Here is a 16,862-nt window from a genome sequence, read left to right on the forward strand (position 1 = left end):
GGCTCGGCCCGCGCCAGGCAGGCCTGGCGCTCGCACAGCCGGCAGGCCGGGCCGATGCCGATCGTGGCGGGCCGCGCCCCCAGATGGCGGCCATAGACGGTCTCGTCCTTGAAGCCGATGTCGCAGCCGATCAGGATCGCCGTGCGGCGCGGGCGTTCGGCAAAGCCCGCCTGCAGGCCCTCCAGAGTCCGCGCGACCAGCAGGAATTCCGCCCCGTCGGGCATCTCAGCGCTTTCGACGAGGATCTGGCCGGGCTGGGCGAAGGCCGCGTGGATCGGAAGTTTCGGACAGCCGCCGCCGAATCGCTGCACCGGAAAGCCGCGCGCCCCGGCCCGGCGGAACCGGTTGCCGGCATTGTCGACCTCCAGAAGGAAGAACGGCACGCCCGGCGCGCCCTGGCGCTGCAGCATGGTCAGCCGGTTGGCGACCTGTTCGAACGACACCTGGAAGCGGCCGCGCAGCACGTCGATGTCGTAGGCGGCGCGCTCGGCCGCGGCCTGGAAGGCGCCATAGGGCATCATCAGCGCGTGCGCGGCGTAGCGCAGCAACTCGAACCGGGCGAGACGGCGGGCCTCGTCGCTGGAGAAGGCGAAGGTCGCAGCCTCGGCGGACACGACTTCGCCGAAGGCCAGCAGGCAGGATTCTAGGGCCACCTCACGCAGCCGGTCGGCCGGCGCCAGTCGCTCGGACAGGAACAGCCGGCGCGAATGGCGATCGAAGCGCCGCCGCCAGCTCGGCATGGTCTGGACCGGCAGCACCCGCACGGAGATGTCGTGCTCCTTGCGCAACCAGAGCTTCAGCGCCCCCATCAGGTCGTCGCCGGAGGCCAGTGTCTGGTGCAGCGTTTCGGCCGCCGTCTCCAGCGCGGCGAAATAGTTCGGCCGCGTCTCGAACACCTCGCGCACCTCGTCGATCGGCAGCCGCGCCCCGGCCAGCCCCGTGCCGCGGCCTTCCCGGGCCAGGAGGTCGGACAGGTCGGACAGGCGGCCATGCTGCTCGCGATAGGCGCGGTAGAGCTTGACCAGGCCGGCCGCCGCATTGGGCGCCGCCTCGGCGATCTCGAGAAGCTCCTGCTCGCCCGGCAATTCGCCGGCCAGCAGCGGGTCGGAGAACACACCGCGCAACTCGGCCACCGTGCCGTGCTGCTCCCCCCTGAGATCGCCGACATCGACCTCGTAGGTCTGCGACAGTTTCAGGATGAGCTGCACCGTCAGCGGTCGCTGGTTGCGTTCGATGAGGTTGAGATAGGAGGGCGAGATGCCGAGTTCCTCGGCCATCGCGGTCTGGGTCAGTCCGAGGCCCTTGCGGATGCGGCGGATGCGCGGCCCGGCGAAGATCTTGTTCTCGGCCATCAGCGGCGCCCGGCGAGGTTCGCAACGACGGGCGCAGGACGGGCGAGAGGGGAAACGAAGTGGCCGGTCAGGCGCCCAGACGCGTGCCGTCGCCCTGCATCCGGCGCAGGCATGCCGGGCCCGGCCCGCGCATGTAGTGACGCTCGGGGTGATAGGCCGCCAAAGCGTTGCTCAGGCCCAGAAGACGCAAAACCACACGCACCGCACTCATCGTCTGCTCCAAATCTCGACCGGTCGTCCGCCGACAATTGGCAGGATGACCGGGAAAGGTTTCGATTGACGGAATCCAAGGCGATAATGTGTTGGTAGCGCATGTCTTTCACGGAAATTCGCAGCGTTGTGACGCCGCCGCAACGCGGAACGATCCGACCGGCACGCGCCGAGTGCGATGCCTCATCGGACGACACAACACTATGACAATCTTTACATCGTGACAAGATGCGCTTGTGAAGGTCCTGACAAGACGACCCGAATAAGGCGCCGAACGCCGGTTCACGGGCTGTTCAATCGCCAAAGACGGTGACATCTCTCTTCCCAGGCGCTGCCAGACGGCTTGTCACAATTTGCGCCGGCAGCGATGCACAAGAGAGGATCGACCGCCATGACCGATTTTTACAATCTCGTCCCATCGGCCCCGGAGGGACGCTTCGACAATGTCGAGCGCAACTACACGCCGGAGGACGTCCAGCGTCTGCGCGGCTCGGTGCAGATCCGCTACACGCTGGCCGAGAACGGCGCCAACCGCCTGTGGGAGCTGATCCACTCGGAGGACTTCGTCAATTCGCTCGGCGCCATGACCGGCAACCAGGCCATGCAGCAGGTGCGGGCGGGCCTCAAGGCGATCTATCTCTCGGGCTGGCAGGTCGCGGCGGATTCCAACACCGCCTCCTCCATGTATCCCGACCAGTCGCTCTATCCGGCGAATGCCGCGCCCGAGCTCTGCCGTCGCATCAACCGCACCTTGCAGCGCGCCGACCAGATCGAGCATGCCGAGGGCACCCGCTCCGTCGACACCTGGTTCGCGCCGATCGTGGCCGATGCCGAGGCCGGCTTCGGCGGCCCTCTCAACGCCTTCGAGATCATGAAGGCCTTCATCGAGGCGGGCGCCGCGGGCGTGCATTTCGAGGACCAGCTCGCCTCCGAGAAGAAGTGCGGTCATCTGGGCGGCAAGGTGCTGATCCCCACCCAGGCGCATATCCGCAACCTCACCGCGGCGCGGCTCGCAGCGGACGTGATGGGCGTTCCCTCGCTGGTGATCTGCCGCACCGATGCCGAGGCCGCCAAGCTGATCACATCCGACATCGACGAGCGCGACCAGCCCTTCGTCGATTACGAAGGTGGCCGCACGCCGGAAGGCTTCTACCGGGTCAAGAACGGCCTGGAGCCCTGCATCGCCCGGGCGATCGCCTGCGCACCCTATTCGGACCTGATCTGGTGCGAGACCTCCAAGCCCGATCTCGACCAGGCGAAGCGTTTCGCCGAGGCGGTGCGCAAGGAGCATCCAAACCAGCTGCTGGCGTATAATTGCTCACCGTCCTTCAACTGGAAGAAGAATCTCGACGACGCCACGATCGCCAGGTTCCAGCGCGAACTGGGCGCGATGGGCTACAAGTTCCAGTTCATCACGCTGGCCGGCTTCCACCAGCTGAACCACGGCATGTTCGAACTGGCCCGCGGCTACAAGGACCGGCAGATGGCGGCCTATTCCGAGCTGCAGGAAGCCGAGTTCGCCTCCGAGGTCGACGGCTACACGGCGACCAAGCACCAGCGCGAGGTCGGCACCGGCTATTTCGATGCCGTCTCCATGGCCATCACCGGCGGCCTGTCCTCGACGACCGCCATGAGCGAATCCACCGAAAGCGCGCAGTTCAAGAGGGACCAGCAGCTCAGCGTGGCTGCCGAATAGGCCCCTTCGCGGATCGGCGGCCAATCGCCTGCCCCTTTTCGCAAACGGAGCGGGACACGCGCGGAAGCACCTCTTCCCTCTTCCGCGGCCCCCAGTCTCCCGCTCCACCCGGAACGCTGGCGAAACGGCGTTCCGGGTCCGCACCACACCCGATCGGTCACCGATCGCCAGGACACGACAGTCAACCAAGGAGACAGACGATGAGTGCAGTCGCCATCGACGAAAGCCGCCCTCGCACCCGCGTCAAGGAGCGGGCCGAGGAGCAGTCCTCCGCCATGGACGAGGACCAGCAGGCTGCCATCCGGATGCTGGCCAACGACCTCCACCGGCTCAACCAGTCCGTCATGAAGGCGGTCGAGGCCGGCGTCTCCGTCGAACTCGTGCGGTCGGCCCGCCACCATTCGGGCAACGGCAATTGGGGCGACCTGCTGATCCCGGTCGTGGTCAAGACCGAAGGATGAGCCGACGGGCCCGCGCGAAGGGCACCGACATCACGACGTGACAGGCCGCAACGCCCGCTGCTTCCCCCCGCGAAGCGGCGGGCGTTGCGCGTCCGGCAGATGACAGGCGGCGCGGCTGCTGGAGCGCCTGCGGGTGAACCTCCGGCTGGGCAGCGAAGCACTGCGAGCGGGGACCGGCTTGCGACCCGCCTTCCCTCGCCCCCCTACGGCACGTTACACTCCGGCCCAATCCGCCGATGAGGCGCTTCCCCGCAGGATGGCATGACCAGCACGAAACCTCCGAAATCGCCGCGTCCGAGCGGTCCCGCACGGATCGATTACGGGCGCAAGTCCGGCCGCGTCGGCGGCAACGAGGCGAGCCCCGTCAAGGGCGCCCCGGCCGCGACGCGCCGCGACCCCGCTCCGGTCAAGCTACCGCCGGATGACGGCGCCCATCTGGAATCCAAGCGCGGCGTCGCCTCCATGCAGGAGGCCAGCGGCTGGCTTGCCGCCCGCGGCATCGACGATCTGGAATGCATCACGCCGGATCTGGCAGGCGTGGCGCGCGGCAAGATGATGCCGGCCAAGAAATTCGCCGCCAACACCTCGCTGGCGCTGCCCTCCGCCCTGTTCATGCACACGATCTCGGGCGAATACCCAGACGAGAGTGGCGATTTCCGCTATTCGCCCGGCGACGGTGACCTGAAGCTGGTCCCGGACCTTTCCACCCTGTGCCGGGTCCCCTGGGAGAGCGACCCCACGGCCCAGGTGATCTGCGACCTGGTCGACCAGTCGGGCGTCGCGGTCGGCTACACCCCGCGCAACGTCCTCAAGCGCGTGATCGCGCTGTATGACGCCAAGGGCTGGAAACCGGTCGTCGCCCCGGAGATCGAGTTCTACCTGGTCTCCAAGAATGTCGATCCGGACTATCCCCTGGTGCCGCCGATCGGGCGCTCCGGCCGGCAGATCCAGTCGGGCCAGTCCTATTCCATCGGCGGCGTCAACGAGTTCGACGAGTTGATCGACGACATCTACGACTATTCCGATGCCCAGGGGCTGGAGATCGACACGCTGATCCACGAGGAGGGCGCCGCCCAGCTCGAGATCAATCTGCGCCACGGCGACCCGCTGGAACTCGCCGACCAGGTCTTCATGTTCAAGCGCACGATCCGCGAGGCGGCGCTGGGCCAGGACATCTACGCCACCTTCATGGCCAAGCCGATCCAGGGCCAGCCGGGCTCGGCCATGCACATCCATCAGTCGGTGATCGAGAAGACGACGGGGCGCAACGTCTTCTCCAACGAGGACGGCTCCGCCTCCGACCTCTTCTTCTGCTTCCTCGGCGGCATGCAGCGTTACGTGCCGGCGGCGCTGATCATGATGGCGCCCTATGTGAATTCCTATCGGCGCCTGACCTACGGCATGGCTGCGCCGACCAACACGGCCTGGGGCTACGACAACCGCACCACCGCTTTCCGCGTGCCCACCTCCGACCCTGCCGGACGACGCGTCGAGAACCGCCTGCCCTCATCCGACACCAATCCCTATCTGGCCATCGCGGCTTCGCTGGCCTGCGGCTATCTGGGCATGGTCAACAATCTGCAGCCCGAGCCGCCGACCGACCGCACGGTCAACGAGGACGGCGTGATCTCGCTGCCGCGGGGACTGTTGGAGGCGCTGGCGATCTTCGAGGCCGAGAAGGATTTCGGCGCGGTCTTCAGCCCGGAATTCGTCGGTACCTACGCCGGGATCAAGCGCGGCGAGCACGAGACCTTCATGCAGGTGATCAGCCCCTGGGAACGTGAATTCCTGCTCCTGCAGGTCTGATCCTTGGTCGCCCACCGGTCCCCCATCGCCCCCGGCCGCTCCTGGTACGAGGACAGCGTCGAGCGCCCGGCCTATCCGGCGCTCGACGGCAGTCGTAGCGTCGACGTTCTCGTCGTCGGCGGCGGCTTTACCGGCCTGTCGGCGGCGTTGCATCTCGCCCGCACCGGCGTCAGCGTCGCACTCCTGGAAGCCCATCGCTTCGGCGACGGCGCCTCCGGCCGCAATGGCGGGCAGATGGGGACCGGCCAGCGGCTCTGGCCGATGGAGATCGAGGCGGCCTACGGCTTCGAGCGGTCCAGGGCCCTGTTCGACCTCGCCGAGGAGGCCAAGGCGCATCTGACGGATTTCATCGCCAGCAACGGCATCGACGCCGACTACCGCCAAGGCCAGCTCTCGGTTGTCCACAAGCGCCGCTACCTGAAGGATTACCGCGCGCAGGTCGAGGATCTGACGACCCGCTACGACTACCCCCATGTCAGCTTCATGGATGCCGCCGAGACTGCCGAGAGACTCGGCTCGCAGCGCTATTTCGGCGGCATCCGCGACACCGGCACCGGGCACATCAACCCGATGAAGCTGGTCGTCGGCACCACCCGGGTCGCGGCCGAGGCCGGGGCACAGCTCTTCGAGAACACATCCGTCGAGCGGCTGGACCGGCGTGACGGCCGGATCGTCGCCGTGACGGCGCGCGGCGAGGTGAGCGCCGAGCGCGTGCTGATCGCCACCAACGCCTATGGGGGCGGGCTCGACGCGACGGTCGACGCCCATGTCATGCCGATCGGCTCCTTCATCGGCGCGACCGAACCTCTCGCCGATCCCGATGCGGTGCTGTGCGGCGGTGAATCCTGCGACGATTCCCGCTTCGTGGTGCGCTATTTCCGCAAGAGCGTCGACGGACGGCTGCTGTTCGGCGGCCGCGAGGCCTACACCTCGGCGGCAGGCGACATCGGCCGGCACATCCGCAAGCAGATCGCCGAAGTCTATCCGCATCTGGCCGATGTCCGGCTGAGCCATGCCTGGGGCGGCTCGGTCGGCATTACCATGGAGCGCCTGCCCTATGTGCGCAGCCTGGCGCCGGGAATCACCACCATCGGCGGCTTTTCGGGCCATGGCGTGATGCTGGCGAACTTCGCCGGCCGGCTCTATGCCGAACGCGTCAACGGCAATCGCGACCGCCTCGCGGAGTTGGAGGCGCTGCGCATTCCTGCCTTTCCGGGAGGCCCGCGGTTGCGCGCGCCGCTCCTCTTCCTGGCGATGACGTGGTTTTCGCTGCGGGACCGCTTTTAAACTGCAACGGAAGCGACATATTTTACACCTGCCCACAAAGTGACTAGGCAGACTTCAAGCGAATCGCCGCTCGCCATGCGCCCCAGGAGGCGAACGACACGATGCCAAATCTCGACATCCTCAATGGCCTGACCGGCCTGATCGTCGAGGACAACATGATCATCGCGCTCGATGCCGAGCAGCTTCTGCTCGATCACGGCATGGCTCATGTCTTCACGGCGGCGAATGTCGCCGAAGCCAGGCAGTTCGTCGAAACCGAAAGCGTCGACGTCGCGCTTCTCGACGTCAATCTCGGGTCGGAGACGAGTTTCTCCCTCATCGCACCGCTGAACGAACGGGGCGTACCTTACGTCTTCGTGACCGGTTACGGCGAGAATCTCGACCTGCCACCGGAAGCCGGCGCGACCGAGGCGATCAACAAGCCCTTCGACGCCGCACGGGTGATCGAGGCTGTCAGTCGGGCGCTCGCCAGGCGCCAGGCGGCGGCCTGAACGGCCCAGCCTGGAACCTTCGGCAGTTTTTCTGGGCTATGGAATAATTCAATCGATTAGAATAAACAGCGGGCGGGAACGGCGTTCCCCGCTCATCGCCTTGTAGAGGACGGTTCATGTCCAGTCAGATCATTCCCGTCGACCCATTCGACTACGTCGTCATCGGCGGCAATGGCGACCTCGCCGAACGCAAGCTTCTGCCGGCGCTCTATCACCGCGACCATGATGGTCAGCTGCCACCGGATTCGCGGATCATCGGTGCCTCGCGCACCCACATCTCCGACGACGAATACCGTGCCTTCGCCCGCGACGCGATCGCCAAGCACGTCAAGCCGGAGGACACCCACGAGACGTCCGTCGAGCGGTTCCTGACGCGCCTGCACTACCGGCAGGTCGACGCCCGCAGCGACGAGGGCTGGAACGAGATGAGGGCGCTTCTGGACGGCGCCGACGGTGGCAACGACCAGCGCGTGCGCGCCTTCTACCTGGCCGTCGGTCCTTCGCTCTTCGCCGATCTGGCCTGTCGCATCGGCGAGAACGGCCTCGTCCATGCCAATACCCGGCTGGTGGTCGAGAAGCCCGTCGGGCGGGACCTGGAATCGGCGCGCCAGCTGAACGACATCATCGGCCGCTACTTCACCGAGGATCAGGTCTTCCGCATCGACCATTATCTCGGCAAGGAGACGGTGCAGAACCTGATGGCGCTGCGCTTCGCCAATGCCCTCTACGAGCCGATCTGGAATTCCGCCCATATCGACCACGTCCAGATCACCGTGGCCGAGGCCGTCGGACTGGAGGGGCGCGCAGACTACTACGACAAGGCCGGCGCGTTGCGCGACATGGTCCAGAACCATATCCTGCAGCTGATGTGCCTGGTCGCGCTGGAGCCGCCCCCGACGCTGGACGCCGATGCCCTGCGCGACGAGAAGCTGAAGGTGCTGCGTGCGCTCACCCCGATCAACGCGTCCAATGTGGAGACCCGCACCGTGCGCGGCCAGTACAAGGCCGGCGCCTCGGACGGTGCCGCCGTGCGCAGCTATCTCGACGATCTGGGCGAGGCCGAGAGCGACACCGAGACCTTCGTCGCCATCAAGGCGGAGATCGGCAACTGGCGCTGGGCCGGCGTGCCGTTCTATCTGCGCACCGGCAAGCGCCTGTCGGAGCGCATGTCGGAGATCGTCGTCACATTCCGGCCGATACCGCATTCGATCTTCGCAGGTCTGTCGGGCAGCATCATGCAGAACCAGCTCGTCATGCGGCTGCAGCCGAATGAGGGCGTCAAGCAATGGCTGATGATCAAGGACCCCGGCCCCGGCGGCATGCGCCTGCGCCACGTGCCGCTGGACATGAGCTTTGCCGAATCCTTCCGGGTGCGCAATCCCGACGCCTATGAGCGGCTGCTGATGGACGTGATCCGTGGCAACCAGACCCTGTTCATGCGCCGCGACGAGGTCGAAGCGGCGTGGAAATGGATCGATCCGATCCCCGAGGCCTGGGGCGAGAAATCCATGAAGCCGCAGGGCTACACGGCCGGCACCTGGGGCCCCTCCTCCGGCGTCGCCCTGATCGAGCGCGACGGCCGCACCTGGCACGAACCCGACTGAGGCGATCCGGCATGAGCACAGCTCCCGTTCTGCACCGCTACCGTGACGGCGACGATCTGGCAGAGGCTCTGGCGGTAGGTGTCGCCGCCGTCCTCGCCGGCGCGATCGCCACCCGTGGCGCCGCGACCCTGGCAGTGTCCGGGGGCTCGACGCCCAGGCGCTTCTTCGAGCGCCTGTCCCAGGCCGAGATCGACTGGGACCATGTTCAGGTGATGCTCGTGGACGAGCGCTGGGTCCCGGCCAGCAGCGATCGGTCGAATGCGGCGCTGGTCGCCGAAAGCCTTTTGCGGAACCATGCGGCCGCAGCGCACTTCCTGCCGTTCTATGTCGATGCCGCGACGCCCGAAGCGGCCCATGAGGATCTCGCCGAGCGCTTCCGGCAATTGGCGCGTCCCCTTGACGTCGCGGTTCTCGGCATGGGCAAGGACGGTCATACGGCCTCGTTCTTCCCCGATGGCGACAATCTCGATGCCGCCATCGATCCGCAGACCGCCGAGCCGGTCGTGGCCATGCGGGCGCCGGGTGCCGGCGAGCCGCGCGTGACGCTGACCCTGCCGGTCCTCGTCGAGGCGCGGCTTCTGGCGGTCCATATCGAAGGCGACGAAAAGCTCGCCGTCTACGAGAAGGCGCTGACCGGTGGACCGGTCGAGGAACTGCCCATCCGCGCCATCCTCGCGGCCCGGCGGGAGGAACCGCTGAACGTTTTCTGGTGTCCCTGACATCTTTCTCAATTGCCAGGAGGTCGACCCATGACCGTAGATCCTCGCCTCGCCGAGATCACCGACCGCATCCGGGAGCGCTCCGCAGCCACGCGTGAGCCCTATCTGGCCCGGATCATGGCGAAGGGCGCCGAGGGGCCGAAGCGCTCGACCCTGACCTGCGGCAACCTGGCCCACGGCTTTGCCGCCTGCGGCCCGCTCGACAAGACGCGCCTGTCCGGCGACCAGACGCCCAATCTCGGCATCATCACCGCCTACAACGACATGCTCTCGGCCCACCAGCCCTTCGAGCGCTTCCCCGAACTGATCCGCGAGGCGGCGCGTGCCATGGGCGGCACCGCGCAGGTCGCCTCGGGCGTTCCGGCCATGTGCGACGGCGTGACCCAGGGCCAGGCCGGCATGGAACTGTCGCTGTTCTCGCGCGACGTCATTGCCATGGCGACTGCCGTCGGCCTGTCCCACGACATGTTCGACGCCGCCGTCTATCTGGGCGTCTGCGACAAGATCGTGCCGGGCCTGACCATCGCCGCGCTCACCTTCGGCCATCTGCCGGCGATCTTCGTGCCGGCCGGCCCCATGACGTCGGGCCTGCCGAACGACGAGAAGAGCCGCATCCGGCAACTCTACGCCGAGGGCAAGGTCGGCCGCGAGGAATTGCTCGCGGCGGAATCCCAGTCCTATCACGGCCCCGGCACGTGCACCTTCTACGGCACCGCCAATTCCAACCAGATGCTCATGGAGATCATGGGCCTGCACACGCCGGGCTCGTCCTTCGTCAATCCGAACACCCCGCTGCGCGACGCGCTGACGAGGGAAGCGGCAAAGCGCGCACTGTCGATCACCGCGCTCGGCAACGAATATACCCCGGCCGGGCTGGTGGTGGACGAGCGCGCCGTGGTCAACGGCGTCGTCGGGCTGCACGCCACCGGCGGCTCGACCAACCATACCATGCATCTTGTGGCGATGGCGGCGGCCGCCGGCATCAAGCTGACCTGGCAGGACATTTCGGACCTGTCCGACATCACCCCCCTGCTCGCCCGCGTCTATCCGAACGGGCTGGCCGACGTGAACCATTTCCAGGCCGCGGGTGGCATGGGCTTCCTGATTCGTGAACTCCTCGATGCCGGCCTGCTGCACGAGGATGTGCGGACCGCATGGGGCAAGGGCCTGCGCGCCTATGCCGTGGAGGCCCGGCTGGCGCCGGACGGGGAGACGGTGATGCGCGTGCCGGCGCCGAAGCAGAGCGCCGATCCCAAGGTGCTGACGACCGCAGACCAGCCGTTTTCCTCCAATGGCGGCCTGCGGATGCTGAAGGGCAATCTCGGCAAGGCCGTCATCAAGGTCTCCGCGGTCCGCCCCGAGCGCCGCATCGTCGAGGCACCGGCCAAGATCTTCCACGACCAGAACGACATGAAGGCCGCCTTCGATTCTGGTGACCTCAACCGCGATTTCATCGCCGTCGTCCGCTTCCAGGGTCCGCAGTCCAACGGTATGCCCGAACTCCATAAGCTGACACCGCTTCTCGGCGTCCTGCTCGATCGCGGGCACAAGGTGGCGCTGGTTACCGACGGACGGATGTCAGGCGCCAGCGGCAAGGTCCCGGCGGCGATTCACGTCACGCCGGAAGCCAAGGCCGGGGGCATGATCGCCCGGCTGATCGACGGAGACGTGGTGCGCCTTGACGCCGATGCAGGCACGCTGGAAATCCTGGTCGATGCCGACGAGTTGGCCGCGCGCCCGCTGGCCGATCCCGATCTCAGTGGCAACGAGTTCGGCATGGGTCGCGAGTTGTTCGCGCCGTTCAGGGCCGCGGTCGGAACGCCCGACACCGGCGCCAGCGTCTTTTGACGGCTTTCGCTGTAGGCGTCGGCATGATAGCGCAATAAATGGTTTGCCCGCAGGAGGCGGAACCATGGATTCCTGTTGATGCAATTCGCCAAGAGCATGCTGGCCATTTCCCTGCGACAGCTCGGTATCGTCCACGACATCCTGATCGCCGCGCTGTCGATGACCATTGCGATGTCGATCGCATGGGGATGGGCGCCGCTGTTCAACGTCTGGCAGATCTGGCTGCTGATCGGCGGCTACACCGCGTTGAGCGCGATCTGTTTTCCGTTCTTCTCGCTCAATAGCGGGGCCTGGCGCTACGCCTCGCTGCTCGACGTCCTGTCTATCGTCAAGGCGGTGACCGTCATCAACCTGGCGTTCCTGCTGTTGCATTTCGTGCTGTTCCGCGGCGCCTATCTGCCGCGTTCCACGATCGTGATCTCCTGGTTCATCATGATCGTCGGGCTGGGCGGCCCACGACTGGCCTATCGCTTGATGAAGGAGCGTCGCCTGGACCGTCGCACGCTCGCCGCCTCGGCCATTGCCGGCACCCGGCGCCACCTGCTGCTCTACGGCTTCAACGACAATGCCGACCTGTTCATACGCAACAGCCGGCGCAATCGCCGTCACGACGCCATCGTCGGCATCATCGACGAGAAAGCGAAGAACCGGCGCCGGCAGTTGCACGGCATTCCGGTGCTTGGCGCGCTGGACGACCTGGAGAAGACCATCGGCTGGGCCGAGCATCGCGGCACGCCGGTCGGCGAACTGGTCGTGACGGAAGTCGACATGCCCCCCGCGAAGCTGTCGCGGATCGTCGCGACCTGCGCGCCGCTGGGCGTGACGGTCAAGCGCCTGCCGGATATCAGCCAGACCGGCAAGGTCGACGAGAACCGCCCGATCGAACCGCAGTCGATTGCGCTGGAAGACCTGCTGGGGCGCCAGGAGGTCGATCTCGACATCGCCGAGGTCGAGCGCCTGATCAAGGATCGTCTGGTCATCGTCACCGGCGCCGGCGGATCGATCGGCTCCGAACTGGTCCGCCAGATCGCGCGCTTCGCACCGAGCCGCCTCGTCCTGGTCGACAATTGCGAGTTCAATCTCTGGGCGGTCACCCATCAGGTCTCCGACGAATTCCCCGCCGTCCCGCTCCTGTCGCGGATCGTCGATGTGCGCCACAGGAACCGCATTCGGGCACTGTTCGACGAAGTCGGGCCGGACGTCGTCTTCCACGCTGCAGCGCTCAAGCACGTGCCCATCGTCGAGGACAATCCCATCGAGGGGATCGACACCAACCTGATCGGCACCCGCAATGTCGCCGACGCGACGCTCGCGGCCCGTGCGGCCGCCTTCGTGATGATCTCGACCGACAAGGCGGTGAACCCGTCCAACGTCATGGGCGCCACCAAGCGGGCAGCCGAAGCCTATTGCCAGGCACTGGACCTGGACCAGGACGCCACCCGCTTCATCACGGTGCGTTTCGGCAATGTCCTCGGCTCGACCGGCTCGGTGATCCCGCTGTTTCGCTCGCAGCTCGAAAAGGGCGGGCCGCTGACGGTGACCCATCCGCACATCACCCGCTTCTTCATGACCATTCCCGAGGCCTCGCGGCTGATCCTCCATGCGGCTGGCCACGGCATGACCGATACCCGCACCAAGGGCCAGATCTTCGTCCTGGACATGGGCAAGCCGATCCGCGTTGCCGAGCTCGCCGAGCGGGTCATCCAACTCGCCGGTCTCAAGCCCCATATCGACATCGACATTCGCTTCGTCGGACTCCGCAAGGGCGAAAAGCTCTACGAGGAACTGTTCAGCGAAGAGGAGACGCGGGAGGAAACTGGGCGACCGGGCCTGCTGATCGCCTGCTCGCGGGTCAGCGACGTCAAGCTTTTGTCGCGCAGCTTCGCCAATATCGAGGCCGCCGTGGTGGCCGGCGACGCGGATCGCGCGCTGGAGATCCTCAAGCGCATCGTGCCAGAATATCGTCCGGCCATTATCGACGGAGACGACAGCGCCACGACGCGCCTCGTCCGTCCGGTACCACCCACGCCCGCCTGATCGCGTCCCCCGCTTGTCTTTCCCGTATCCGCGCGCCCCGGTCTGGCCGGACCGCCAAAGTCCGCTGCGTGGTCGTCACCGGCCGGATCGCTAGAGCGCCTGGCGGCGGCCGCGAATCTCGGCGATGTGCTTCTTCACGGCGGCGATGTCGTTCTGCAGGCGCAGCACTTCCTCGTCGTCTTTCGCTTGCGAAAAGTCCCTGGCCGCCGTCGCAGGAAGCTCGCCACCCAGCGCGCGGATGCGTTCGCGCAGGGTTCGCCGCGCCACCGGCGGCAACGTATCGTCCGGATTCTCTGCGCTGTCTCCAGCCGTCGCACCCGACGGTGCGGCGGCCTCGGGCGCGGCTGTCGCTGGCAGGCGCCTGTCGTCCGCCGGCTGTTCCTCCCCCGGCTGGTTCTCCGACGTCACGGCCTCGCGCCGCAGATCGCCTGCCGCGGCATGGATCGACGGGCGGATACCGTCGGCCGCTTCACTGTCGGCGGCCATGGCGCCAACGGCTGGCGCCAGGGCGATCGCCATCGAATAGCCGCCCCCGTAGTTCTGGAAATGCCCGGTCGCCTTGCCGTAAGCGCCGCCGAAGCCTGAGAGCTGCGGACGCTCGGCGGCCTCCGCTCGCAGGCGCATGGCCTGCCGGTACTGTTCGGAGATTGCGCCGACCCCGGCCAGGAACACGCCGGCCAGGAACCCGAGCACCCCGCCGGCAGCCACGACCAGCCGGCGCGGCAGGCTGGAGGGCTTGAGCGGCGGGGTCGCCTCGGAGATCACCCGGACATTGGCCGTGTTGATGCCCTGCTGCTCGCCAGTTTCCCGGGCCCGCAGGAGGTAGGATTCATACACCGCACGCGAGGCCTCGACCTCGCGCTGCAATTCGCGCAGCCGCACGAAGGAGCCGCTGGTCGTCACCTGGTCGGCCTTCAGCGCGTCGAGCTGCTGGGTGAGGTCGAGATTGGTGCGCTCGGCCCGGGCGAGTTCGGTCTGCGCCCCCGCCACGATGCGGTTGATCTCGGCGCGGATGGCGTCGCGCGCCGAGGCCAGCGACTGGCGGCTGGCGATGAGCTGCGGATGCCGGGGCCCGAGGGTCGCCGCGAGCGACGCGGTCCTCTGGGCAAGGTCGGAATAATTGCTGCGCAGGCGGGCGAGCGAATCTGAGGTGAGCTCCTCCGGAAAGGCGCCCTGCACCACGTTCTCGACGCTGGCATTGGCCATCTGCTCGGCCTTCACCCTCAGGGCCGTGACATTGGCGCGGCCGCGCGACAATTCGTCGTTGATCCGCAGGATGTAGCTGTCGTCGACCAGTTGCCCGCCGACCCCGACGAGTTCGTTCTCGGACTTGTACGCCTCGACGGCCCGCTCCGCCTCGGACACCCTGGCGCGCAGTTCCGAGAGGCGCGAGGACAGGGCGTTGGTCGCCCGGCCCGCCGTGTCCGACTGGACCTGCGCCAGATGGTCGATGAAGGAATTGGCGACGAGGCGCGACAGCCGCGCCGACTTCTCCGGGCTTTGCGTGGTCACGGCGACGTTGAGCACGAAACTCTTGGCGTCACGCGACACGGCAGTTGCCTCCCGTAGATTCTGCATCGTCACGAGAAACCGTTCGTTCTGTGCTTCGGGCCCGGCGCTCACCAGTCCGAGACTCTCCAGCGACGGCAGCAGCGAATCGGCTTGGCCGTTGAATTCGGGATCGGCCTGCAGGTCGGCGGCCTCCACGATCTTGGCCATCAGGTCGTTCGAATTGATGACCGCGATCTGGCTTTCGATCAGCGCCAGCGTCGCGTCGCTCGGCAACCCGTTCGGCGTGACCTCGTTCTGCACGACCTTGATGTCGCGCGGATCGGCCAGGATCTGCGAGATGGCCGTGTATTCCTTCGGCGTCGACAGGGCGAAGGCCACCGCCAGGATCAGTCCAAACAGGGTCGTCAGGATGATCAGCCGCCGCGACGCCCAGACCGACTGGAAGACGTGCACCGGATCGACCAGCGAGCCGTTGCCATCATGGCCCGGCGCCGCGGACGGCCGGGAGGCGTGCGGTGCGTCGGGGAAGGATCCGGATGAGAACATGGCCATATCGATCCGCGGGATGTCGGTCCGGCTCACGCCGAAGCTTGCTCCCAGACTGTGACCATTCATAGCTAATGAACAGTTAAAACGAGTTTCCCGAGCGGAATTCTTGAAGGATCAGCCTTCTCGCAACCGCTGGTCCAGAAGCGACATCCACGGCTTGGGTCGCATGTCGCGGTCCAGCGGCAGGGGGCGGTCGGGATGACCGTCGGGCCGCGGCAGCACGTCGGAGACCCAGCTGTAGCGGTCGCTGATCCCCCACACGATCACCGCCTCCGGCGGCTTCCAGGCGAAGATCCCGTCGAGAAGATCGGACACGAGACCGTAAGCGGCCTCGTCCTGCGCGGCGTCGCCCGGCGGGGTTTCCCAGTCAATGACGTCCAGTTCCGTGACCATCAGGCCGACGCCGAGCCCGTCCAGTTCCTTGTGGAAGCGTTCAAGCCCGCCCCTGTCGATCTGGCGGCCCGCATACAGATGGCCCTGGATCCCGACCCCATGCACCGGGATGTTGCCGTCCTGCAGCTGGCGGACGATGTCGAGCATTATCTGGCGGCGCGCATCGTAGCGCGGCCCGACGAACTCCAGATCGTAGTCGTTGATCACCAGCCGCACGTCGGGATCGACACGCGCTGCCGCGGCAAAGGCGATCGGAATGTGGTTCGGGCCGAGCTTCTCCATCCATGTCGTCCGGCGCAGCGGTCCTTCCGTGAGCGGATCGTTGGCGATGACCTCGTTGACGACGTCCCAGCCCGACAGACGCCCCTTGTAGCGGTCGCCGATCCGTTCGATGTGGTCGACCAGCGCGGCCTCCACCTCGGCTGCCGTGTCGAGGCGTTCCAACCAGTCCGGCGTCGCGCCCCACCAGACATGGCAGGTGCCCCGGGTCAGCCGGTCGTTCTCTAGAGCAAAATCGATCACCCGGTCCGCGGGCTCGAAATTCCATTCGTCCGGCTGCGGATGGACCAGGCTGAACTTCAGCCCGTTCATCGGCATGATCAGGTCGCAATGGTCGAGGAAGGCTTGCCGGTAGGCCGGATCGGGCGCCATGAATTCGGCCTGAATGGCGCCGCCCAGCGGCACCGCCCGCGGTTGGCGCGATCCTGGGGCCCCGGCTGCAGCAGCGACCCCTGGAGCCAGCGCCAGGGCCGCACCGGCACCGAGCAGGGAACGGCGCGTTAAACTTCCCGCTGTAGTCGATGAAGGATCGCCGGGCTGCGCCGCATCCAGCGGACGCCCTGTTTCAGGCCTGGAACGTGCATCGCGCCCACGGTGGTGTATCGTCATCTGCCTATC

Annotated in this window: 13 protein-coding genes; 9 read left to right on the forward strand and 4 right to left on the reverse strand. The window is 66.8% G+C overall.

The annotated features are described in order from the left end of the window. On the reverse strand, positions 1 to 1,352 hold a 1,352-nt coding region (locus VQ042_RS13375; protein WP_331820025.1), incomplete at its 3' end, for a short-chain fatty acyl-CoA regulator family protein. A 67-nt stretch (positions 1,353 to 1,419) separates the two neighbouring features. Then, positions 1,420 to 1,563 (reverse strand): hypothetical protein, encoded by a 144-nt coding sequence (locus VQ042_RS13380; protein WP_331820027.1) that lies wholly within the window; start codon positions 1,561 to 1,563, stop codon positions 1,420 to 1,422. Between the two features lie 390 nt (positions 1,564 to 1,953). Here VQ042_RS13380 and aceA point away from each other — a divergent pair, with 390 nt between their 5' ends. From aceA to VQ042_RS13425, 9 genes are all read left to right on the forward strand, one after another. Further along, positions 1,954 to 3,258, forward strand: coding sequence for an isocitrate lyase (gene aceA / locus VQ042_RS13385; protein ID WP_331820029.1), 1,305 nt, complete (start codon positions 1,954 to 1,956; stop codon positions 3,256 to 3,258). 200 nt (positions 3,259 to 3,458) lie between these two features. Beyond that, positions 3,459 to 3,719, forward strand: coding sequence for an SMc00767 family acetate metabolism repressor (locus VQ042_RS13390; RefSeq protein ID WP_331820031.1), 261 nt, complete (start codon positions 3,459 to 3,461; stop codon positions 3,717 to 3,719). A 462-nt stretch (positions 3,720 to 4,181) separates the two neighbouring features. Beyond that, positions 4,182 to 5,525: a glutamine synthetase family protein gene (locus tag VQ042_RS13395; RefSeq protein WP_442880085.1), complete on the forward strand. Its 1,344-nt coding sequence runs from the start codon at positions 4,182 to 4,184 to the stop codon at positions 5,523 to 5,525. Positions 5,526 to 5,528: 3 nt separating this feature from the next. Further along, entirely contained in the window at positions 5,529 to 6,812 is a 1,284-nt protein-coding gene (locus VQ042_RS13400) for an NAD(P)/FAD-dependent oxidoreductase (RefSeq protein WP_331820034.1), read from the forward strand. Between the two features lie 101 nt (positions 6,813 to 6,913). Then, a complete protein-coding gene (locus VQ042_RS13405; protein WP_331820035.1) occupies positions 6,914 to 7,303 on the forward strand; it encodes a response regulator in 390 nt (129 codons plus the stop codon). Between the two features lie 116 nt (positions 7,304 to 7,419). After that, positions 7,420 to 8,907, forward strand: coding sequence for a glucose-6-phosphate dehydrogenase (gene zwf / locus VQ042_RS13410; protein WP_331820037.1), 1,488 nt, complete (start codon positions 7,420 to 7,422; stop codon positions 8,905 to 8,907). 11 nt (positions 8,908 to 8,918) lie between these two features. Continuing rightward, positions 8,919 to 9,626 carry a 6-phosphogluconolactonase gene (pgl, locus tag VQ042_RS13415; RefSeq protein WP_331820039.1) on the forward strand — a complete coding sequence of 236 codons (708 nt, stop codon included), beginning with the start codon at positions 8,919 to 8,921 and terminating at the stop codon, positions 9,624 to 9,626. A 30-nt stretch (positions 9,627 to 9,656) separates the two neighbouring features. Further along, the gene (edd, locus tag VQ042_RS13420) at positions 9,657 to 11,474 is read left to right on the forward strand and encodes a phosphogluconate dehydratase (RefSeq protein ID WP_331820041.1); all 1,818 of its coding nucleotides are present in this window, start codon (positions 9,657 to 9,659) and stop codon (positions 11,472 to 11,474) included. Between the two features lie 78 nt (positions 11,475 to 11,552). Next, positions 11,553 to 13,511, forward strand: a complete 1,959-nt coding sequence (locus tag VQ042_RS13425; protein WP_331820043.1) for a polysaccharide biosynthesis protein — start codon at positions 11,553 to 11,555, stop codon at positions 13,509 to 13,511. Positions 13,512 to 13,601: 90 nt separating this feature from the next. Here VQ042_RS13425 and VQ042_RS13430 read toward each other — a convergent pair whose 3' ends face one another. Both VQ042_RS13430 and VQ042_RS13435 read right to left on the reverse strand, forming a co-directional pair. Next, the gene (locus VQ042_RS13430) at positions 13,602 to 15,605 is read right to left on the reverse strand and encodes a GumC family protein (RefSeq protein ID WP_331820046.1); all 2,004 of its coding nucleotides are present in this window, start codon (positions 15,603 to 15,605) and stop codon (positions 13,602 to 13,604) included. An 81-nt stretch (positions 15,606 to 15,686) separates the two neighbouring features. Continuing rightward, a complete protein-coding gene (locus tag VQ042_RS13435; RefSeq protein WP_331820048.1) occupies positions 15,687 to 16,853 on the reverse strand; it encodes an endo-1,4-beta-xylanase in 1,167 nt (388 codons plus the stop codon). Positions 16,854 to 16,862 lie beyond the last annotated feature (9 nt).

Origin of the sequence: Aurantimonas sp. A2-1-M11 (genome assembly GCF_036549475.1) — a bacterium.
Classification (GTDB): Bacteria; Pseudomonadota; Alphaproteobacteria; order Rhizobiales; family Rhizobiaceae; genus Aurantimonas.